At 54.5% G+C, this 20,587-nt stretch carries 20 protein-coding genes; 14 read left to right on the forward strand and 6 right to left on the reverse strand.

All coding sequences use genetic code 11. From position 1 onward, the window contains the following. Nucleotides 1–259 precede the first annotated feature (259 nt). A complete protein-coding gene (locus ACNRUY_RS12330) occupies nt 260–745 on the reverse strand; it encodes an FKBP-type peptidyl-prolyl cis-trans isomerase (protein ID WP_488111939.1) in 486 nt (161 codons plus the stop codon). Between the two features lie 202 nt (nt 746–947). On the opposite strand from ACNRUY_RS12330, the gene ACNRUY_RS12335 reads away from it, so the two are divergent. Next, nucleotides 948–1,535 carry a DNA-3-methyladenine glycosylase I gene (locus ACNRUY_RS12335; protein ID WP_488111940.1) on the forward strand — a complete coding sequence of 196 codons (588 nt, stop codon included), beginning with the start codon at nt 948–950 and terminating at the stop codon, nt 1,533–1,535. Here the strand turns inward: ACNRUY_RS12335 and ybaK are convergent. The 3 genes from ybaK to ACNRUY_RS12350 form a co-directional block, all read right to left on the reverse strand. After that, entirely contained in the window at nt 1,525–1,992 is a 468-nt protein-coding gene (gene ybaK, locus ACNRUY_RS12340; protein ID WP_488111941.1) for a Cys-tRNA(Pro) deacylase, read from the reverse strand. The genes ACNRUY_RS12335 and ybaK overlap by 11 nt on opposite strands. 66 nt (nt 1,993–2,058) lie before the next feature. Continuing rightward, a complete protein-coding gene (gene arfB / locus ACNRUY_RS12345; RefSeq protein WP_488111942.1) occupies nt 2,059–2,490 on the reverse strand; it encodes an alternative ribosome rescue aminoacyl-tRNA hydrolase ArfB in 432 nt (143 codons plus the stop codon). Continuing rightward, nucleotides 2,474–2,821, reverse strand: coding sequence for a DUF2288 domain-containing protein (locus ACNRUY_RS12350; protein ID WP_488111943.1), 348 nt, complete (start codon nt 2,819–2,821; stop codon nt 2,474–2,476). Before ACNRUY_RS12350 ends, arfB begins: the two co-directional genes overlap by 17 nt. A 209-nt stretch (nt 2,822–3,030) precedes the next feature. Between ACNRUY_RS12350 and ACNRUY_RS12355 the strand changes: the two genes are divergently transcribed. Continuing rightward, nucleotides 3,031–3,447: a nitrous oxide-stimulated promoter family protein gene (locus ACNRUY_RS12355; RefSeq protein ID WP_488111944.1), complete on the forward strand. Its 417-nt coding sequence runs from the start codon at nt 3,031–3,033 to the stop codon at nt 3,445–3,447. A 9-nt stretch (nt 3,448–3,456) separates the two neighbouring features. On the opposite strand, the gene ACNRUY_RS12360 is transcribed toward ACNRUY_RS12355, so the two are convergent. Continuing rightward, nucleotides 3,457–4,179 (reverse strand): SDR family oxidoreductase, encoded by a 723-nt coding sequence (locus ACNRUY_RS12360; RefSeq protein ID WP_488111945.1) that lies wholly within the window; start codon nt 4,177–4,179, stop codon nt 3,457–3,459. A gap of 150 nt (nt 4,180–4,329) precedes the next feature. Here ACNRUY_RS12360 and ACNRUY_RS12365 point away from each other — a divergent pair, with 150 nt between their 5' ends. The 10 genes from ACNRUY_RS12365 (at nt 4,330) to ACNRUY_RS12410 (ending at nt 16,185) form a co-directional block, all read left to right on the forward strand. Beyond that, nucleotides 4,330–5,172 (forward strand): LysR family transcriptional regulator, encoded by an 843-nt coding sequence (locus ACNRUY_RS12365; RefSeq protein ID WP_488111946.1) that lies wholly within the window; start codon nt 4,330–4,332, stop codon nt 5,170–5,172. A 315-nt stretch (nt 5,173–5,487) separates the two neighbouring features. Continuing rightward, on the forward strand, nt 5,488–6,072 hold the full coding sequence (gene rsxA / locus ACNRUY_RS12370) for an electron transport complex subunit RsxA (protein WP_488111947.1): 585 nt from the start codon (nt 5,488–5,490) through the stop codon (nt 6,070–6,072). A gap of 21 nt (nt 6,073–6,093) precedes the next feature. After that, a complete protein-coding gene (gene rsxB / locus ACNRUY_RS12375; RefSeq protein WP_488111948.1) occupies nt 6,094–6,675 on the forward strand; it encodes an electron transport complex subunit RsxB in 582 nt (193 codons plus the stop codon). Then, the gene (gene rsxC, locus ACNRUY_RS12380; protein ID WP_488111949.1) at nt 6,672–9,077 is read left to right on the forward strand and encodes an electron transport complex subunit RsxC; all 2,406 of its coding nucleotides are present in this window, start codon (nt 6,672–6,674) and stop codon (nt 9,075–9,077) included. The genes rsxB and rsxC overlap by 4 nt, the downstream gene beginning before the upstream one ends. Before the next feature lie 42 nt (nt 9,078–9,119). Next, complete coding sequence (rsxD, locus tag ACNRUY_RS12385; protein WP_488111965.1) at nt 9,120–10,184, forward strand: electron transport complex subunit RsxD; 1,065 nt, start codon at nt 9,120–9,122, stop codon at nt 10,182–10,184. 3 nt (nt 10,185–10,187) lie between these two features. Then, complete coding sequence (rsxG, locus tag ACNRUY_RS12390) at nt 10,188–10,967, forward strand: electron transport complex subunit RsxG (protein WP_488111950.1); 780 nt, start codon at nt 10,188–10,190, stop codon at nt 10,965–10,967. Next, complete coding sequence (locus tag ACNRUY_RS12395) at nt 10,967–11,713, forward strand: electron transport complex subunit E (RefSeq protein ID WP_488111951.1); 747 nt, start codon at nt 10,967–10,969, stop codon at nt 11,711–11,713. The genes rsxG and ACNRUY_RS12395 overlap by 1 nt, the downstream gene beginning before the upstream one ends. 9 nt (nt 11,714–11,722) lie before the next feature. Beyond that, nucleotides 11,723–12,340, forward strand: a complete 618-nt coding sequence (locus ACNRUY_RS12400; protein WP_488111952.1) for a TetR family transcriptional regulator — start codon at nt 11,723–11,725, stop codon at nt 12,338–12,340. A gap of 136 nt (nt 12,341–12,476) precedes the next feature. After that, nucleotides 12,477–14,675 (forward strand): molybdopterin-dependent oxidoreductase, encoded by a 2,199-nt coding sequence (locus ACNRUY_RS12405; RefSeq protein ID WP_488111953.1) that lies wholly within the window; start codon nt 12,477–12,479, stop codon nt 14,673–14,675. Between the two features lie 40 nt (nt 14,676–14,715). Continuing rightward, nucleotides 14,716–16,185 carry a PQQ-binding-like beta-propeller repeat protein gene (locus ACNRUY_RS12410; protein ID WP_488111954.1) on the forward strand — a complete coding sequence of 490 codons (1,470 nt, stop codon included), beginning with the start codon at nt 14,716–14,718 and terminating at the stop codon, nt 16,183–16,185. 50 nt (nt 16,186–16,235) lie between these two features. Here ACNRUY_RS12410 and trpB read toward each other — a convergent pair whose 3' ends face one another. Beyond that, nucleotides 16,236–17,441, reverse strand: coding sequence for a tryptophan synthase subunit beta (gene trpB / locus ACNRUY_RS12415; protein WP_488111955.1), 1,206 nt, complete (start codon nt 17,439–17,441; stop codon nt 16,236–16,238). 335 nt (nt 17,442–17,776) lie between these two features. On the opposite strand from trpB, the gene ACNRUY_RS12420 reads away from it, so the two are divergent. Both ACNRUY_RS12420 and ACNRUY_RS12425 read left to right on the forward strand, forming a co-directional pair. After that, nucleotides 17,777–18,595 (forward strand): DUF3943 domain-containing protein, encoded by an 819-nt coding sequence (locus ACNRUY_RS12420; RefSeq protein ID WP_488111956.1) that lies wholly within the window; start codon nt 17,777–17,779, stop codon nt 18,593–18,595. Between the two features lie 249 nt (nt 18,596–18,844). After that, nucleotides 18,845–20,587, forward strand: coding sequence for a sensor domain-containing diguanylate cyclase (locus tag ACNRUY_RS12425; RefSeq protein WP_488111957.1), 1,743 nt, complete (start codon nt 18,845–18,847; stop codon nt 20,585–20,587).

A 20,587-nucleotide genomic window follows, 5' to 3' on the forward strand; every position in this document is an offset into this window, starting at 1 on the left:
TTCGTAAACTCGTTCATTTCGTTTAAACCGCGCCAACTTAGAAAGTGCATATTTGTCACGTTGGAGCTTTGCGCGGTCTATATCCAGAAACAGCAAGCTGTTTCTGGCCGCATCCCTGCGATTGTTTCGAACAAGTTCGAAACGAGAAGCAAAAGGTGCATTTTCAAATGAGTTCAGGCTGAGCCATGCTCTTCTCAAACAGTAAAAACCAAAAAAGCCGACGGGCGTCGGCTTTTTTAATCAGAAAGGAGGCTGCAACTCAGTGCACATGTCCACCCGGTCCATGAACATGACCGTGATCCAGCTCTTCCTTGGTGGCTTCCCGGACTTCAACCACTTCAACATTAAAATGAAGTGTTTCACCGGCCAGGGCATGGTTGGCATCAATTACCACCTGGTCCTGCTCATCATCAATGGCAACCACCGTTACCACCCTTGGGCCAATGGCAGTATCCGCATGAAACTGGTTGCCCACTTCCACTGGGTGGTCACCAAACTGTTCACGGGGTACCGGCTGGACCAGGTTCTCATCGTATTCGCCATAGGCTTCTGCGGGCTCAACAGTCACATCCAGCTTGTCACCGGCTGCTTTGCCTTCCAGCGCTTTTTCGAGCCCCTCGACAATGTTGTGCTCACCGTGAAGATAAGCCATGGGAGACTCGCCCTCCGAGCTGTCGAGAATTTCGCCCCCCTCGTTTTTCAGGGTGTAATGAAACAGCGCCACTCTCTCTTTGGCTATCTTCATTCGCGTTACGCCTTTAATGGATTGAAAGTGTATCTTAACCGGCAATGGCAGTAGTGGCCAGAATTCAAAGCTCTCAATTGAAGATCAGCAGCGGCATCAGGAAACATCGCTTTTCAGCAGGCAAGCCTGGTATATTCATTCCATCAGACAGCCATTCTGAAACACCTGACCACCCATTAAAGGATGACGGAGTACCCCTGTTTTGACCGACCCACGATGCCACTGGTGCCATGGCGATGACCTCTATATCCAGTACCATGACGAAGAGTGGGGGGTTCCCTGCCATGATGACCGGAAGCTTTTCGAGTTTCTGATCCTGGAAGGCGCCCAGGCCGGGCTCAGCTGGATCACCATCCTCCGGCGAAGGGAAGGGTATCGACAGGCATTTCACCAGTTTGATGTCCATACAGTGGCCCAGATGAATGAGCAGGATGTTGAGCGCCTGTTGCAGGACTCATCCATCATTCGCAACCGCCTCAAAATCCAGAGTGCCATAAAAAACGCCCAGGCCTTTATCCGGGTTCAGGAGGCATTTGGCAGCTTCAGTGATTATCTCTGGTCATTTGTCGAGGGCAGCCCCATCATCAATCATCATCAGAACATGGCCGATGTCCCGGCCACCACTGAAGTGTCAGACCGGATGAGCCGGGATATGAAAAAGCGGGGATTCAGCTTTGTGGGCAGCACCATCTGTTATGCCTATATGCAGGCAATGGGGCTGGTCAATGATCACCTGGTCACTTGCCCTTCTTATGCCGCCCACACATCAGGCAGTTCGTTCAACGGGTAATTCCAGCAAAGACACCGGACGTCAGCCTCAACAACTGGTCAGGTGCCAGCTCTATTTCCAGCCCTCTGCGCCCGGCACTGACAAAAACAGAGTCAAAAGATTCCGCAGAGCGGTCCACAACCGTTAGCAGCCGCTTTTTCTGACCAAGAGGGCTGACCCCACCCAGCACATAGCCGGTGCTTCGCTCCACTTCAGCGGGTTCTGCCATGGCGGCTTTTTTGGCTTTGCAGGCACTGGCAATGGCTTTCAGATCCAGTTTTGCGGCAACGGGAACCACCGCTACCGCCAGCTGTTTGCAATCAAGTGTGACCACCAGGGTTTTAAACACCTGATGAGGATTCTGCCCCATTTTCTCAACCGCCTCCTCACCATAGGAGGTACTGTTTGGATCATGCTGATACTGGTGCACCTGGTGGATAATTTTCGCTTTTTTGAGGGCATTAATGGCGGGGGTCATCTCATCACTCTCTGCTTTATTCCTGCGTTAAGACCTTTTTTTCGCTATGGGCATTTCAACCCAGATTCAGTCACTGACCCGGCCACGCAGGTTCTTAACCTGCCCCCGCTGCTTTTTCCGGTCAACACGCTTCTTCTGAGAGGAGCGTGTTGGGCGGGTGGGACGGCGCTTTTTCTGTACCGCACCAGCCAGACGAATCACATCCACCAGACGCTGCAGGGCATCCTCCCGGTTTTTTTCCTGGGTGCGAAACTGCTGGGCCTTGATCACAATCACGCCATCGCGGGTAATGCGTGAATCACTCAGTCGTAACAGCCGCTCTTTGTAAAACAGAGGCAATGACGAGGCCTGAATATCAAAACGAAGGTGCACTGCAGACGACACTTTATTGACATTCTGCCCTCCGGCCCCCTGGGCACGGATAAAACTCAGCTCAACTTCATCCAGAGAAAGCCTAACATTATTCGATATTTGAACAGAGTTACGGTGTTCTTCCACTCACTTCATCCCTGGCAGCCTGTACCAACACCCAGGGCTGCACCACCGTCGCCCACAAAACGGCACTGGTTTCATACCAGTGGCCAGCCTGCCGGTCGGTCACCTTCCCCAGCAGCTCCTGGTCAAGCCACTTCCCGACTTGTTCACGGTTATCTACAGACATCTGATAACCCACTTCTATCAAGTCCAGGGAAGGATCAACCCGGTAAACCACACCCCGGGCAAAATGTTTCTGAAGATCAGCCCAGGCTATTCTGGCGGTCTCCTGGTTCAACTTCTCTTTTTCAATCACTGCTGTTTCTGCAGTTTTCTGAAGGGTTGTCTGGCTCATGGTTGAGTCACTGCGTTTGTTACCGGAGTCCATCATAAAATCGGCGAACGCCCATCATACAGCATTTCTCTGGCAGTCTGTTGGGCTTATGTTTTCGATCACCCGGTGAGCACCTGAAAGATTCAGAAGACCATTTGGCGTTCCCGACAGATTATGTGAACATAAGTACCTCTGAAAGCGGTGAGAATTCAGACAATGGGATTGCAGTTATGCCCTTGACCCTTAAAGGCCACCCTAGGCTTGAGCGGGAATACCGGACAGTGTCCGCAATGATCCTGCTTTATTGCCAGCACCACCACAAGCACCCCACGCTCTGCAATGAGTGCCTGTCGCTTCAGGCTTTCTGCAAAAGACGACTGGAAAGGTGTATCTACGGAGCGGAAAAACCGACTTGCGCTCAGTGTCCTGTACACTGCTACAAGCCGGAACCGAGGGAGAAAATTCGCACTATTATGCGTTGGGCAGGCCCCAGACTCCTTCTGAAGCACCCGGTGCTGACGATACGGCACTTGCTGGATGACCGTCGTCCAGCGCCGGAATTACCTAAAGCCAGAAAAACATCAGCTCACCCTAAGTCACATAAGCCACGCCCTGATCCGTCAAACCAGAAAGTAAGCACAAACTGACCTTTACGATCAGGCAGGCTGCCTGGTTGCGGTGACAACCAGCTCACGAATGCAGACATTCTGGGGCTGCTGATACACAAACGAAATACAGTTGGCTATATCCTGGGGCACAATGACACCGCCCATGGAGTCCTTCCAACTTTCATAGCCTTCAACAATATCTTTTGAGGTAGTGTGCCCCAGCAATTCCGTTTCAACGGCACCGGGAGCAATCGTAATAACCCTGACACTGTCGTCAGCCAGCTCTTCCCGAAGGGTTTCTGACAGACCGTGCACCGCATACTTGGTTCCACAATAAGCCACATGACTGGGAAAGCCTTTCTTGCCCGCTACAGAACTGATGTTAATGATGGTGCCCCCCTTTCGGGCTTTCATCTGGGCTGCAACGGCATGAACACCGTTTAAAACGCCCTTGATGTTCACATCAATCATGTTGTCCCATTCCTTTGGATCCTGCTCGTGGGCAAAGCCAAGTTGCATTAAACCGGCATTATTCACCAGGCAGTCTACTGGTCCGTATTGTTCTTCGGCTTCGTGAATGGCGGCTTTCAGGGCTTCCCTGTCCGTAACGTCCACTTTCCGGCAAAGAGCATTGGGCAGAGCCATCGCTTCCAGTCGCTCAATGCGCCTGGCCAGCAGCAGTAATGCATGGCCCTGCTCACTCAGAGTACGGGCAATGGCTTCACCAATTCCGGAACTGGCACCGGTAATCACGACGAGAGGTTTGGTCATTATCAGAGTCTCCTGTAAACTTCGGCACCGTTATTCATCAATTTCTCAGTGGCGCCCCCAACCAGGCCGCTATGTTCCTTCAGGAACACTCTCCCATAAAATACCTTTTATTTTGATGATCCATAAGTACAGGTTATTACAGGGCATTCAGTGGATATCCGGCTACTAAAGCAATTTGTCGCGGTGTACGAAGAGCAGAATATTTCCCACGCCGCTGAGCGGAGCTTTGTCTCCCAGCCCGCCCTCTCCAATGCCATACGCCAGCTGGAGGAAGAGCTTGGGTGTCTGCTGTTCAACCGGAGCAAACGGGGGGTAATCCCAACCACCGAGGCAGAACAGCTCTACCCTGTTGCCCTGCAGATGGTGGAAAAGCTGGACAGTATCCCAAAACTGTTTATGGAGAAAAAACGCAGGGAGTCTGTGTCCATCGCCGTCATGCCTGAACTTCCCTACAGAGCCATGGGCCGGGTACTCTCTCAGATTCAGGAGGTGATTGGGGAAAACACACTGCAGCTGAGCAAACTGGAAGAACCTTGCGATGCCAGGCTGGTTCTTGATTTCATGAAAAGCGACGATGAGCTTTTCCTCCCCCTGTTCCGGGAGAATTATGTTTTCTGCCTGCATCAGGATCACCGACTGGCTCAGAAGCCAGAAGTGAAACTGGAAGACCTTAATCATCAGCCTTTTATCATCTGCCCTCCCTGCGAGGCTCACCACAGAACCCTCGGCATGCTGGCCCGGAAAAACCTTTCGGTGAACATTGTCGCCCGGGCGGAATCCAAGCAACAGGTCGCCATGCTATTGCTGGCCAACTGCGGGGTCTCTTTTCTACCGGAAGAAATGGCCAGAGAGTGGCCGGAACTGGTGATCCGTCCTTTTTCAGAAGGGGTGGTGGATCACCGGACGGTGGGCCTGGCCTGGTCCAGCAAGCGCCCTCCGGCACCTCTGTTAAATCGGGTAATTGAACACTTTCAAAGGCTGGTGACGCCTTAGTTTTTCAGTGTATTGGACTCCTCAGTTCTGATAACACTCACGGTATTGCCCATAACACTGAATGCATCCTTCTTCCAGTAGCGCTATAATCCTCTGCCTTCTGACAGCGGCCCCCTCACGAAGGCCTCATGGCTGACACCTCAGGGCATGGGTTTATATATATTCGATTTGAATCTTTGGAAAAGATTTAACTGCTTTCCACAGGAATATATACTTGACGCCCTCTGTCAGGTATCCGGGATTTCAGGCCGTTTCACTTTCAGATGACCCATGTGCCCCCGGCCGGGCAGCAAGTCGCATGCAGCAGGAAAACCAATGAGCGAACTGATACTGATTCTGGTCAGCGCCATACTGGTCAACAACTTTGTTCTGGTCCAGTTTCTTGGGCTCTGTCCTTTTATGGGAGTCTCCAACAAGCTGGAATCCGCCATGGGTATGTCCCTGGCCACCACCTTTGTGCTGACCCTGGCCTCGATCTGCAGCTACCTAACCTACCAATACATTCTGCTGCCTTTAAACCTGGAGTTTCTGAAAACCCTTTCGTTCATCCTGGTGATCGCCGTGGTGGTGCAATTCACCGAGATGGTGGTCCGTAAAGTCAGCCCCCTGCTTCATAAGGTGCTGGGGGTTTTTCTGCCATTAATCACCAGTAACTGCGCGGTGCTGGGGGTTGCCCTGCTCAACACCAACCGGATGGACAGCTCCCTGGTGGACTCAGCCACCTATGGCTTTGGTGCCGCTGCGGGCTTTTCCCTGGTACTGGTGCTGTTTTCTGCCATGCGCGAGCGGATTGCTGCTGCCGATGTGCCCACCCCTTTTCGTGGCGCAGCCATCGGCATGATCAGTGCGGGCCTGATGTCCCTGGCCTTCATGGGCTTCACCGGCCTGATCAAGTTGTAAAGGAGACCCTGTTTTCAAACTATGGACATCGTTCTTTACGCCATTGGTGCCCTGCTGGCCCTGGCCCTGATTTTCGGCGCTATTCTCGGGTTTGCCGCCATCCGCTTTAAAGTGGAAGGCAACCCCATTGTCGACCAGATTAATGACATCCTGCCCCAGACCCAGTGTGGTCAGTGTGGACACCCTGGCTGTCGCCCTTACGCGGAAGCCATAGCCAACGGAGAAGCCATCAATAAGTGCCCCCCCGGGGGTCAGGCCACCATTAACAGCCTGGCGGCTCTGCTGGACGTTGAACCGGAACCTCTGGACGCTGAGCACGGGGAAGAATCCATTACCAAAGTGGCCTTCATCCGTGAGGCCGAATGCATTGGCTGCACCAAATGCATTCAGGCCTGCCCCGTGGACGCGATTCTTGGGGCCGCCAAGCAGATGCACACGGTTATTGCCGATGAGTGCACCGGCTGCGACCTCTGCGTTGAACCCTGCCCGGTGGACTGCATTGAGATGCGCCCCGTAGAAACCACCCTCCGAACCTGGAGCTGGGAGTTGCCAGCACCGGCCACGGGCATTATTGCCACTGACCGTAGAGGGCAGGCCGCATGAGCCAAATGAACAGCCTGTCACCTGTCAGCAATAGCCAGCGGCTTACCCCGTCAGACGCTTCATCCCATGGAGCTACCTCCCCAAACACTCTCCAGCAAAGAGAGCAGAAAAGAGAACAGCAAAGCGTGCCGGGAAGAATGATTGCCAGTTCTGAACGCCGGATATGGCCCCTGACCGGCGGCGTTCACCCCGAAGAAAATAAACATCAGTCCACGGGCCGGCCCATCGCCACAGGGCCACTGCCAGAGCAGCTGATCCTGCCTTTATCACAGCATGCAGGGAGTCCGGCGGACCCCGTTGTATCAGTGGGTGACAAAGTTCTAAAAGGGCAGTTGATTGCCCGCCCCACGGGCTTTGTCAGCGCCCCGGTACACGCCCCCAGTTCAGGCCGCATTATCGCCATTGAAAAAAGGCCGATCCCCCATGCTTCCGGATTTCACGACATCTGTATTGTGCTGGAAACCGATGGGGAAGATCGCTGGTGCGAGCTCTTCCCTACCCCGGATTTCCGTCAGGAAACACCGGAAACACTGGTTCAGAAAATCCGCGACGCCGGTATCAGTGGCATGGGCGGTGCCGGATTCCCCACCGCCATCAAAATAGCGCCGGCAACCCCCATCACCACCCTGGTGCTCAATGGCACCGAGTGCGAACCCTACATCACCGCCGACGACATGCTGATGCGGGAAAGGGCAGAAGACATTCTCAAGGGCGCCGAAATCCTTCAACACCTTCTTCAGGCCGAAGCGTGCCTGATCGGCATTGAGGACAACAAACCCGAGGCGATACAGGCCATGCGCCTTGCTGCCGGGAAGTTCAGCACCCTGAAAAACCTGGATATTGTCGTTTTCCCAACCGTTTATCCCTCCGGTGGAGAAAAACAGCTGATCCAGATTCTCACCGGCCAGGAAGTCCCCTCCGGCAAACTGCCGGCAGACCTGGGCATGGTCGTACAAAATGTGGGCACCGCCGTCGCCGTTAAAGAAGCGATTGTGGATGGCAGGCCACTGATATCCAGGATCACCACCCTGACCGGAAACGCCCTGGCCCAACCGCAGAATATGGAAGTCCTCCTGGGCACCCGGTCTGAAGACCTGCTGGCTGCTGCCGGTCTGCAACAGGACCAGCTGGCCACGCTGGTGGTAGGAGGCCCCATGATGGGCTTCACTCTTGACCACATAGATGACCGCCTGGATACCCCGGTCATAAAAACCACCAACTGTCTGATTGCCGGCAGCCACGATGAATTTCCACCCTCTCCCCCGGCCCAGGCCTGTATCCGCTGTGGGATGTGTGCAGGAGCCTGCCCTTCTTCGCTACTGCCCCAGCAATTGTACTGGCATGCCAAGGCGGAAAATCACGATCAGCTGATGCACCACAACCTGTTTGACTGCATTGAGTGTGGGGCCTGCTCTTATGTCTGCCCTTCTTCCATCCCGCTGGTGCAATACTACCGGGCCTCCAAGGGTGCCATTCGAACCCAGGAAGCCAAACATGCCAAATCGGAACGCTCAAGGGTGCGTTATGAAAATCGGCTGGCCCGCCTTGAGCAGGAAAAAGCCGAAAAAGAAGCCAAGAGAAAAGCCAACGCAGAGCGGGCGGCAAAACTGAAAGCCGCCAAAGCCCAGACAAACAGTGAACCTTCTTCAACCCCGGAAGCTAAAACCGAAGAGGATCCTGTGCAAGCCGCCATTGCCCGGGCAAAGGCCCGAAAAGCAGCGGCTGCCAGACCGATATTGTCACCAGAGCAGAAAGAACTGAAGATTCAGCTGTCCATGGCCAAAGCCCAGCTGAAGAAAACCGAGCGTGCTCTGGTCGCAGAAGAAGGTCGTGACAACCCCGGTGAAGAGAGCATTAAGGCCCTGAAAGCCAACCTTCAGCTGCTCAATGAACAGGTCAGCACCCTTCAGAAGGCATTTGATCAATCTTCAGAGAGCAGTGCCACTCAACCTCCTCAGGACAAGCCGGCGAAAAAAGCACGGCCTGCGGTATCCGACGAGGAGAAGAAGCGCAAAGTTGAAATGGCCATGGCCAGAGCCGCCCTGAAAAAGGCTGAACGGGCACTGGCTCAGGCCGTTGAACAAAACAGCGAAACCACTGAGGCCCTGCAGCAGCAAGTGAAAGAGTGCCAGGCCAAACTGGCTGCTTTTGAATCCCCCCAGAGCCCGACTACGGAGCCCGAGGCAGCCCCCCCTGCCGGGAAAAAAAGCAGACCCACCCTCAGTGATACCGCAAAAAAACTCAAAATTGAGAGCGCCATGGCCAATGCTGCCGTGAAAAAGCTGCTCCGGGCCATTGACAAAGCAGACGGTTCAGAACTCGACCACCTGAAGCAACAGCTGACCGAGGCAGAACGGAAAGCGGCGGACGCCAAAGCGGCGCTTGATGCTGAACTGAAATGATCGAAAATGCCCGTTCCGGGAACGGGCCAAGTGGAAGAAACAATGACTCTGATTCGCCAGAGGGCACAACAAACCTCACCTCACAAACTGGGCGCCAACAGCACCCAGAAGGTGATGAAGCTGGTTCTGATGGCCGCCCTTCCAGGGCTGGCCGCCCAGACCGTTTTTTTCGGCTGGGGCACCCTGATTAACGTCATCTGGTGCTCCCTGGTGGCACTGACCTGTGAAGCTCTGGTGATCCGGTTGCGCCAACGGCCGCTGGCCTTTTATCTCAGTGATGGCAGTGCACTGGTCACCGGACTTCTCCTTGGCCTGGCGCTGCCACCCTTTGCCCCCTGGTGGCTGTCGCTGGTGGCGGTTTCCTTTGCCATGATCATCGGCAAGCACCTCTATGGTGGACTTGGACAGAACCCGTTCAACCCGGCCATGCTGGGCTATGTTCTGGTATTGATATCATTCCCCCAGGAAATGACCACCTGGCTCCCCCCTCTTGGCCTCGAGGGTCACACGGGGCAGTTCAGCGACGCCCTGTTTTCCATCTTTCCCTTTAGCCAGGAAGTGAATGTGGATGCCATCAGCATGGCCACCCCCCTGGATGTGCTGAGAGAAAACAAAAGCCTCACGATCAATGAACTCTGGGCGTCCAATCCGGTCTTTCAGAGTATTGCGGGCCGCGGCTGGCTCTGGGTGAACCTCGCCTACCTCATTGGCGGGATCATTCTCCTTTATAAAAAAGTATTTACCTGGCACGCCCCGGTGGGCATGCTGGCGGCCATGGCCGTTCTGGCCACTCTGTTCTGGGGCGGTACCGGCTCTGAAAGCCACGGCTCGCCCCTGTTCCACCTGTTCAGCGGCGCTACCATGCTGGGGGCTTTTTTCATTATTACCGACCCGGTCAGTGGCGCCACCAGCAACCGCGGACGCCTTATTTTTGGCGCTGGCGTCGGAATCCTGGTGTACATCATCCGGGCCTGGGGTGGATACCCTGACGGTGTCGCCTTTGCCACATTGCTGATGAATATGGCAGCCCCCACCATCGATTACTACACCCAGCCACGCACCTATGGCCACCGCAAGCCCAACAAGGGCCTGCCCAGGAAGGACTGAACCATGAGCGGCCAGAAAGACAATCAAAAAGAGCACGGGGCTAGCCCGCTGGAATCCCCGGATCAACCCGTTGACCTTAAAAAAGAACAGAACCCTCTGCTCAGGAGTATTCTGCAAAACAGCCTGGGTCTGGGTCTGTTTGCCATCTTCACCGTTGGCCTGATTTCCCTGACCTGGGTCTACACCCGGGATAAAATTGCCGCCGAAGTCCGGGCCTATGAGGCCAGGGCTCTGATGGAAATATTGCCCGCGGGAACCCACGACAATGTTCTGGTGGATTCAAAACTCACCCTTGAGCCGTCAAAACAACTGTCCATCCAGAAACCCCGGGATGCCTATATTGCCCGGCAAAACGGTGAAATTTCCGCCATCATTCTCCCGGTGATCGCACCGGACGGTTATAATGGCCGGATTGAACTGCTGGTGGGCATTAACCGGAACGGTACTCTGGCCGGAGTACGGGCCATCACCCACAAGGAGACACCGGGGCTGGGGGATAAAATCAACACTACGGTTTCTGACTGGGTTTATGGCTTTACCGGAAAATCCCTGAACAACCCCGGCGCTGAAGGCTGGGGGGTAAAAAAAGACGGGGGAGCGTTCGACCAGTTTACCGGAGCCACCATTACGCCACGGGCCGTGGTCGCTGCGGTCCATCGAGCCCTGGAATATTTCAGGGACAACCGGAATCAACTGCTCGGAGATCCATCCGCTGATCCATCAAGAGCGCAAACACGTGTTCAGAAAAAGCACACACCAGAGACCAGCGAGGAGACTGAATAATGTCTGATTCACTCTCATCGGCATTTTCTGCCAACGCTTCTGTACAAAAGGCGGCCAAAATTGCCAGGGACGGACTCTGGAGCAATAACCCTGCCCTGGTCCAATTACTGGGACTCTGCCCTCTATTAGGCGTTTCCAGCAGCGTCGTTAATGCCCTGGGGCTCGGTGTGGCAACCATGCTGGTGGTGATGGGTTCCAATATCGCCGTTTCCCTGATCCGCCACCAGGTCACCGATGCCATCCGCCTGCCGGTGTTTGTGATGATTATCGCGTCATTTACCACCTGCATTGAGCTGCTGATGCAGGCCTATACCTATGAACTCTATCGAATTCTGGGAATATTCATTCCCCTGATCGTCACCAACTGCATCATCCTGGGCCGGGCCGATGCGTTTGCTTCCAGAAACCCTGTGCTTCCCGCCGCCTTTGATGGCCTGATGATGGGCATGGGCTTCGGGTTGATACTGGTATTGCTGGGCGGTTTACGGGAACTGTTTGGACAGGGTACCCTGTTTGCAGGCATGGATCTGCTGCTGGGCCCGGTAGCGGCGGATTGGACGATTACCGTGATTCCCGATTACAAGCAGTTCCTGTTTGCCATTCTGCCACCGGGGGCCTTTGTGTTTATGGGCTTTCTGATCGCCATCAAAAACATCATTGACCGCCGCCTGGAGGAATCCCGCAAAGCCCGTGAGCCCCTGGCCTCCTCAGGCAGCAAGCGCGTTCGTGTGACCGGTAATGTTTAGGAGTAGAACTTGCGCAGAGATACCCAGATCACCCGTCAACTTCTGATTGATACCGCGGAAAAACTGTTTGCGGAAAAAGGGCTGGAAAGCACCAGCCTCTTTGATGTGCTCAAGGCATCCGGCCTGAAAAATCGCAGCGCCCTGCAATACCATTTTCGAAACAAGGAAGGGCTGATCAATGCGGTCCTGAACAAACACTCGCTGGGCGTCGCGGAACGCCGGGCCGAGATGATCCAGGAGCTGGAACAACAAAACGACTACTCACTTCAACAGGTCGTAGAAGTCATCGTGGCTCCAATGGCGGAAAAGCTCAATCCCCGCAAAGGTGGCAGGGAGTTTCTGAAAATCCACAGCCAGCTGATGGTATCGGAACCGTTCAATGCCCTGCGCATGGCCCGCCCTGAACGTAAGGCCGAAGGCCAGAAAATCCGGGAGTTGTTAACCCCTTTTATTCAGGGACTTTCCCAGGACAGTCTGTCTTCCAGGATGGCGCTGGTGGATTGCCTGGTGATTCATGGACTGGCCCGGTACTTCACCCTGGAAAAGGGCGTCAGCCGACGTATTTTTCATCAGACCCTGGTTCAGACCATCGTCGACCTGATCTCCCAGCCGGAACCGGAAGAGTAATACTTTCCTGCCCTACTTCTTCATTCTGAGCAATTAAATTTGCCTCAGGGAACTTCTGACACTATCATCCAAACTTAATCATAAATTATTAAATTATCACTCCCGCCAGAATAATAGCCATAAGAGAGCGCAAGTCATGAGCAGCACCCACTATCGGACCTGTCACCTGTGCGAAACCATGTGCGGCATTGCCGTTGAGTACGAGGGTGACAAGATTCTGTCCATTAAAGGGGATCCCAATGATGTCCTGAGCGAAGGCAATATCTGTGCAAAAGCAACAGGGCTCCAGGATGTTCACACCGATCCGGACCGCCTTCGTCGCCCCCTGCGGAAAATCAATGGCCAATGGCAGGAGATAAGCTGGGATGAGGCCTTTGAGTTCGCCGCAGAGCAGGTCGTCAACACTCAGGCCAGTTACGGCAGGGACTCGGTGGGCTCATACTGTGGCCGGAGCAGTGCCCATAACCTGGGGGCACTGCTGGGCATCGCCCCCCTGAGAAAAATCCTGGGTTCAAAAAACATCTACACCGGTTCCACCGTAGACCAGATGCCCCATAACTTTGTCTGGCATTTCATGCTGGGCCACCAGTTTTTGATCACGGTTCCCGACATCAACCGCACCCATTACTACCTGATGCTGGGCACTAACCCGAGAGTATCCAACGGTGCCATGATGTCCACCGGAGCCAACCCCCAGAGAAAGTTTGTGGACATTCACAAGCGGGGCGGCAAAACCGTACTGATTGATCCCAGGCGCAACGAATCCGCGAAACATGTCAGTGAGCACTACTTTATCCGGCCCAACACCGATGCCCTTTTCCTGATTGGCCTGATCAAAACCATCTTCGCCAGGGGCCTGGCAACCCCGGGGCGGTTAAAAAACCATATTCATGGCTGGGACACCCTGGAAACCCTGTTTGATGATTTCCCTATGAACGACATTGAACGGGTAACCGGGATTCCGGTGGAAGTGATTGAAAGGCTGGCCGTGGAGTTTGCCACCGCTGAATCAGCTATCTGTTATGGTCGAACCGGGGTCTCCATGGTGGAGTTCGGGGGGCTCTGCCAGTGGCTGATGCAGGTGGTCAATATCATTACCGGCAACATGGATGAACCCGGTGGCATGATGTTCCCCAGAACCGCCATCGACTCAAGATCCCTGGCAGAAACCAGCTGGGACCGTTACCGGAGCCGGGTCAGCGGCCGCCCGGAGTTCAGCAGCGAACTACCACTGTGTGTACTGGCAGAAGAGATCACCACCCCTGGCGAAGGCCAGCTGCGCGGACTCATGGCCATCGGCGGCAACCCGGCCCTGTCCATGGCCAACGGCAAAGGCCTTGAAGAGGCCCTGGATCAACTGGATTTCATGGTGGCCATTGACCCCTACCTGAACGAAACCACCCGTCATGCCAGTGTGATTCTACCCCCCATTGGCCCCTTTGAAAAAAGCCATTACGACCTGTACTACCACTTGTACGACACCATTAACTGGGCGAAATACTCTCCCCGGCTGTTCAAGCCCGAAGGGGAGGGCTATACCGACTTTGAAATCCTCCGGGAACTGTTCTCCCGGATACTGCAAAAGCGGTCAGGCAACCCCCTGTCCCGCGCCATGGTAAAGGCAGGCTCCTGGCTCACCCAAAAACTGGTAACACCCGACAGAATTGTTGCCCTTGGGTTGAGGTTCGGTCCCTATGGGCCCGGGCTGAACCCATTTAACAAAAAGGCGCTGACCCTGCAGAAACTGAAGGACAATCCCGGAGGCGTCTTTCTTGGGAACCTGGAGCGCAGCCTGCCTGAAGGGCTGAAAACCAAAGATAAAAAGATACAGCTGGCCCCGGATATTCTGGTCAGCGACCTGCCCCGGTTGAAGGCCCGCTTTTTGGAACAGGTCGATCAGAAGAACGAACAGGGCCTGCCAGCCGATTCAGAATTCGACCTTCAAATCATCAGTCGTCTGACTAGCCGTACCCTTGGCTGGATGCACAACAGTCATCGTCTGGTAAAAGGAAAATCGGTCTGCCATCTGTTGATTCATCCGGACGATGCCCACAAACGGGGCATCAACCAGGAAAGCACCGTTGCAGTCTCGTCTGCCGTAGGTCGCATTGAACTGCCGGTGGAAATCACGCCGGACATTATGCCCGGAGTGGTCTGTATGCCCCATGCCTGGGGCCACAACCGACCGGGTACCCGTGTCCAGGTGGCCGAGGCCCATGCCGGTGTCAGTCTGAATGACATCACCAATGAGAGAGTCATTGATGAGCTGACGGGCAATGCAGTGGTTCATGGCGTACCGGTTAAGGTGGAAGTAATTAACCTGGCAGTGGCCTGAAGGTTTTCTCCCCAAAAAAACGACAATAAGAAAAACGACGATGAAAAATAAAAAAACCAAGACCGTTCTGGCGGTGACCGCGATTGCTGCTGCCTCTGTCTGGGGCTACCTGGCCTCAACTCAGAACCATGTCCCCTTGACCATGGGTGAAGCCATAGAAGCCACGCCACTGCCAGATGGCCAGCAGACTCATCACCCATTTCTGGCAGAGTCCGAGCGCAGCAGTATGCACGGTGGTTCCTATAACCGTAATCTCAGCAGTTACCCTGGGCCACTGGGGCAGAACACCCGGGCCATTCACCGCAATTTCAGCTCCATCGTTGGCGTTGCCCCTAATATTGCCTTTGACTCAAAAGGGCGCTTGATCACAGTCAGCATCAAACTGACCGGCGTGGAACTCCATCTGCTGGACCCGGACACTCTGGAAACCCTGGCAAAATACGATATGCCCAGGAAAACATCCTCCGATAACAGTGGCGGAGGCTACTTTCACCTGGACCACAGGGACCGCCCGATCCTGGCTCCAGCGGATAACACCATCAAAATACTTGAACTGAATGAATCCGGTGATCAGCCGCAATGGCAGGTAGCCGAGGAATACGACATCAGCGGAGTGATGCCGGAAGGCAGTAATATCCATGATGTAATGCCGGACTGGGAGGGCAACCTCTGGTTTGTCACCAGCAACGGTTACACCGGTTACCGGGACAAAGCCAGTGGCGAGTTTTATACCTACAAGATGGAAGGACCGGATGAGTTGATTCAAAACTCATTTGCCGTGGACCAGGAAGGCGTATACATCGTTTCCACCCATGCTCTCTATCAGTTCAACATTGACCGGAATACCGGTGCCCCCTACTGGAGCTGGCGCATTCCCTATGACCGGGGAGAAGCCCAGAAACCGGGAACGCTCTCTTTTGGCTCAGGCACTTCCCCGACACTGATCGGAGACGACCTTGTCACTATTGCCGATGATGGCTCCCCCTCAACCCACTTGATGGTGTACAAGCGCAAAACCCGTGTAAGCGGTTCAAGAGAAGTGTGCAAAGTGCCGCTGTTCAAGCCCGGAGAAAGTGCGACAGAGAACTCAATACTGGTCTACGACAATGCCATGGTGGTACAAAACGACTACGGTCATGTTTATTCCGGCAATGCCCTGGAAACCTCACCTGGAGTGATGCGCGTGGATGTCAGGCTGGACCACAGCGGATGCGACGTCAAATGGAGCACGGATCTGTTGTCCCAGTCTCTGCCCCGGCTGTCCACGGCGACCGGACTGCTCTACTTCTACACCTTTAAAAAGCAGAAGGAAGAAGACCGGCTGGGGGGCTGGTATCTAACCGCAGTGGATTTCAATACCGGTGAGGAAAAGTTTGACCGCCTGATTGGCGAAGGCTCCGGAGGAATACTGGACACCCTCTCCAGCGTCACTGCACCAGTGGTACTGGGTCCTAACGGAGCGGCCTATGTTGGCATTCGTACGGGTGTGGTCGCCGCATTTGATCAGTAATCACAGAACCGCCTCAGCAGGCGGTCTGCTGAGGCTGCAAGGTATGAGGCTCAGAGCCCCAGACGTTCCACCACAAAATCCAGATCCTTGTCCCCCCGGCCACTGAGATTCACCAGAATACTCTGCTCAGGGGACATATCCCTGGCCAGGTTGATAGCACCTGCCACCGCATGGGCGCTTTCCAGGGCCGGAATAATGCCTTCACTTCGCGACAACACCATAAAGGCATTGAGGCACTCCTCATCCGTAACGCTGTGGTATTGCACACGACCAATGTCTTTCAGGTAACTGTGTTGTGGGCCAACACCGGGGTAATCAAGACCGGAAGCAATGGAATGCACCGGCAAAGGCTCTCCCTCTTCATCCTGAAGGACATAGCATTTAAAGCCATGAACGGCCCCCGGTTTCCCCAGCGTCAGGGTGGCGGCATGCTCACCGCTCTCCAGCCCTTTTCCAGCGGGTTCAACCCCAATGATACTGACGGCCTCATCGTTCAAAAACGCGGTAAACAGGCCCATGGCATTACTGCCGCCCCCTACGCAGGCCATGATGCAGTCGGGCAGGCGCCCTTCCGCCTCCTGAAACTGATCCCGGGCCTCTTCTCCGATGATCTGCTGAAAATCCCTGACCATCATGGGAAACGGGTGAGGCCCCACCACGGAACCGATGGCATAGAGCTGACTGTCAGGATCCGCCAGATAGGCCTGAAAGGCACTGTCAACCGCATCTTTCAAGGTTCGTGTACCAAACGTTACCGGCACCACCTTACAGCCAAGCACCTTCATACGGGCAACATTGGGGGCTTCTTTTTCAATATCCACCTGCCCCATGTGAATCTCACATTCCAGTCCCACCAGAGCGCAGGCAGTGGCCATGGCCACACCGTGCTGGCCAGCTCCGGTTTCAGCCACGACCTTCTTTTTCCCCATGTACTTGGCCAGCAGCGCTTCACCCAGAGCATGATTGATTTTATGGGCGCCGGTATGATTAAGATCCTCTCTTTTGAGATAAATCTTTGCCCCGCCTACCTGTTCAGAAAGGCGCCTGGCAAAAAAGAGCGGGCTGGGCCGCCCCACATAATGTTTATAAAGCTCATGAAGCTCTTTACGGAAAGCGGGGTCGTTGCGGATTTCAAGATAGGCCTTTTCCACATCGGCAATGGCCTTTTCCAGAGGGGGAGGCACCATAGCCCCGCCGTAATCACCAAAGTGGCCGGTTTCGTCGGGCATGGGGGCAAATTCAAACGTCTGACTCATGTCGCTTACCTGCTGTTTTTCTGTTTGTTATATCCGGAGAATCCGGCAATGGCAGACCGCAGCATGCCATTTTTTGAAACAGTTGTCCTTAATTCGAAACACCCTGACGGAAGCTGAGGACTGTTAACAAAATCCCCGGTATAAATACTGGCTGCTCACGGCCTGGGCAAGGCTATAAAATGGCCCCGCTTAACCTGGTTTACGTGGCTAGGAGCCTGTCGCCAAGTTCTCAGCACAATAATGCAACCCCTCTGTATCCAGGCACCGATTGCTGAGCCTGGGTTCGAAAAGCAGAGACCCGATGACTCAAGACAGGGATTACTCCCCACACGCCTATGCTGCGCCGACTCCTGACCGCCTTTGCTCTCACGTTATTGCTGGTAAACCAACTGGCTAATGCCACCCAGACGTTGCCAGGAGGGCCCTCTGACACAGCACTTGAGAATCCTGACCTGGATCTCACTGTCTATCAGGAGCACTCTCCCTGGGCCATAACGTTGTTTGATGAGAACCCAAGGGAAGACCAGGCTCACCTCTGGGCCCGCACCAAATTGATGTTTGGCCTGGGCGTCGGGGTGCTCGGAACCCTGGCGCTGATGCCCGAATCGGTCACTAACTGGGATAAATCGGAACTCAAACCCGGCCGGCAATGGTGGGACAATGTCAAGGCTGGCCCGGTCTGGGATGAAGATGAATGGTACCTGAACTATGTGGGTCACCCCTACTTTGGCGGCGTGTATTACATCACCGCCAGGACTGCAGGCTATAACCAGTGGAATTCCTTTTTCTATTCATTCCTGATGTCCACCTTTTACTGGGAGTACGGAGTCGAAGCCTTTGCTGAAGTCCCTTCCATTCAGGACCTGATCGTCACCCCTGTGGGGGGGTGGCTCTACGGTGAGTGGGCCTACCAGAAAAAACTGGAAATACTGGATAATGACAGCAAGGTCTGGGGCTCGGAGCAGTGGGGCTCCACGGCGCTGTTTTTCCTGGATCCGGTGGACAGCATCTACCAGTGGATCAACGGTGATAAAGAACAACCGGTGATTGAGGACCTCTCGGTTAAGCTGGCATTGTCCCCCACCTTTTATGAAGTCAACGAAACCCTGGATGAAAGGAAGTTTCTCGGCGTCGTCATCAGCTTCCGTATTTAAGCCCATTGGGGCCTGCCTGCTGAGGCGGGCCCTTACTCCACTGCTCCCCCCTACCTGATAACCCCGTATTTCCTCACTTTGTCGGAAAGGCTGATCACCTCTCCCTCTACCCCGCGGCTCCCTGATTCACCGCCGGAAAATTGTCAGCCCCCTGATGATAAGACCTGCAATACTGAAAAGTAGATTTTTACTACCGGTCCTGCCGCCCGGAACCTGGCAGCCCAGAAATCGAAAGCACAAGGATGTCCCATGTTTCGTAAATCCGGCCTGATGGCCATTCCGGCAATATTGATGACCGTTGTTTTAACTGCCAGCCTGTCCCTGCTCACCCTTCATTTCAAAGATATTCTCCTGGACAGCTACCAGACCAAACTGAGGCAGGTAGCGGATATCACTGCCCGCATCCTGAGGGATGATATTGAGCTCCACGGAGATAACCACTTCGACTTTGATGTTCTAGCCACCGACATTGGCAGCAGTTCCGGCCTCCGGGTAACCATCGTTGACCAGACCGGCGTGGTGCTTGGCGACTCTAAAGTGGCCCATCATGAGCTGGACCAGGTGGAAAACCACGGCTCCCGCCCTGAAATCATGGCCGCAATGGAACACGGCCGAGGATTATCAAAACGCTATAGCAGCACCCTTGGCTATGAGCTGATGTACTACAGCATCAAAATATCAGCCAGGGATGTTCATGATCATTCTGCCCCTGATCAGGGAAGCCATAAAGAGCATCTTAAACCCGGTTCTGCCAGCCAGGATGAGAACCTTCAGACATTTGTCGTTCGAACCGCACTGCCACTGAATGTATTTGATCAGAAAGTGCTCTGGATCTGGGTATGGGTGGCCGGCATCGGTATCCTGGGCGTTCTGGTGGTGATCATGATCAGCCGTTTCTTCAGCAATATGCTGGACAGACAAGCTGCCGGAGAAAGGAAAGCGCTGGAAAGTGAAGTCAGGGAAAGAACCCACGAGCTGAGCCTGATGCAGCGGCTGGGCAGTCTGATGTCCGCCTGCACTACTGTGGACAGTGCTGCCAATGTCGTACACCCCATTGCCGGACGACTGTTACCAGGCTGCAGTGGTGGCGCCATTACCCTGATCAAGTCCTCCAGAAATCGTCTGGATCTGCTGACCCAGTGGGGGGAAAAGTGGCAGGGGAGTGAACGCTTTGAACCCAGTGACTGCTGGTCGCTGTTAAAAGGGCATACCCATTTCAGCTTTGAAGACGGCCTGGAAATCCGCTGCAATCACAGCATTAATGACAAAGACACCTGTCAGGTCTGTATTCCCCTGGTGGCCCAGGGAGAAACCCTGGGTGTTCTGCATTTGAACTATCGCGACCAGGCATCACTGGAAGCCGGTACATCCAAAGCGGAATCCATGGCTGAACAGATCGGCCTCGCCCTGGCCAACATGCGCCTCCGGGAAGACCTGAGACAGCAGGCCATCAGAGACCCTCTCACCGGTCTCTACAACAGGCGTCATATGATGGAGTTTCTGGAGCAGAGGATATACAGCTCCGATACCCAGCACGCGCCCCTGTCCGTCATGATGATCGACCTGGATCACTTCAAGCGGTTTAACGATACCTTTGGCCATGACGCCGGAGACTATGTTCTCAAACAGGTTGCCATGGAGCTGAAGCAGGCCACCCGGGAAACCGATCTGGTTTGCCGCTATGGAGGGGAAGAACTCTGCATTGTATGCCCTGATACCGAACTGCAGGCAACAGCCGAGTTAGGGCGTAACCTGGTGGCCAGAATCGCCGGCCAGGGCATGCAGTTTAACGGCCAGTCACTGGGCAACATCACCATTTCCATGGGAGTTGCTACCCGGGACAATCCCGAGACCGGCCTGGATATTCTTCTGAAAGAGGCCGACAACGCCCTTTACGAAGCCAAAGAGCAGGGACGTAATAGAGTGGTCGTTCATGAAGCAGAGGCTGAGTCACCCAGCCAGCCCCAAACGGACAATGACCAGCAGGAATAA

It is taken from the genome of Endozoicomonas sp. Z74 (assembly GCF_057680865.1).

Bases quoted from the DNA above. Each gene is read 5' to 3' on its own strand.
- ACNRUY_RS12405 (WP_488111953.1), top strand. From the start codon at position 12,477: ATGAGCAGCACCCACTATCGGACCTGTCACCTGTGCGAAACCATGTGC.
- rsxG (WP_488111950.1), top strand. From the start codon at position 10,188: ATGAGCGGCCAGAAAGACAATCAAAAAGAGCACGGGGCTAGCCCGCTG.
- rsxC (WP_488111949.1), top strand. From the start codon at position 6,672: ATGAGCCAAATGAACAGCCTGTCACCTGTCAGCAATAGCCAGCGGCTT.
- ACNRUY_RS12410 (WP_488111954.1), top strand. From the start codon at position 14,716: ATGAAAAATAAAAAAACCAAGACCGTTCTGGCGGTGACCGCGATTGCT.
- rsxB (WP_488111948.1), top strand. From the start codon at position 6,094: ATGGACATCGTTCTTTACGCCATTGGTGCCCTGCTGGCCCTGGCCCTG.
- ACNRUY_RS12350 (WP_488111943.1), bottom strand. From the start codon at position 2,821: ATGAGCCAGACAACCCTTCAGAAAACTGCAGAAACAGCAGTGATTGAA.
- ACNRUY_RS12395 (WP_488111951.1), top strand. From the start codon at position 10,967: ATGTCTGATTCACTCTCATCGGCATTTTCTGCCAACGCTTCTGTACAA.
- ACNRUY_RS12420 (WP_488111956.1), top strand. From the start codon at position 17,777: ATGCTGCGCCGACTCCTGACCGCCTTTGCTCTCACGTTATTGCTGGTA.
- trpB (WP_488111955.1), bottom strand. From the start codon at position 17,441: ATGAGTCAGACGTTTGAATTTGCCCCCATGCCCGACGAAACCGGCCAC.
- rsxA (WP_488111947.1), top strand. From the start codon at position 5,488: ATGAGCGAACTGATACTGATTCTGGTCAGCGCCATACTGGTCAACAAC.
- ACNRUY_RS12355 (WP_488111944.1), top strand. From the start codon at position 3,031: ATGCCCTTGACCCTTAAAGGCCACCCTAGGCTTGAGCGGGAATACCGG.
- ybaK (WP_488111941.1), bottom strand. From the start codon at position 1,992: ATGACCCCCGCCATTAATGCCCTCAAAAAAGCGAAAATTATCCACCAG.
- rsxD (WP_488111965.1), top strand. From the start codon at position 9,120: ATGACTCTGATTCGCCAGAGGGCACAACAAACCTCACCTCACAAACTG.
- ACNRUY_RS12330 (WP_488111939.1), bottom strand. From the start codon at position 745: ATGAAGATAGCCAAAGAGAGAGTGGCGCTGTTTCATTACACCCTGAAA.
- ACNRUY_RS12425 (WP_488111957.1), top strand. From the start codon at position 18,845: ATGTTTCGTAAATCCGGCCTGATGGCCATTCCGGCAATATTGATGACC.
- ACNRUY_RS12360 (WP_488111945.1), bottom strand. From the start codon at position 4,179: ATGACCAAACCTCTCGTCGTGATTACCGGTGCCAGTTCCGGAATTGGT.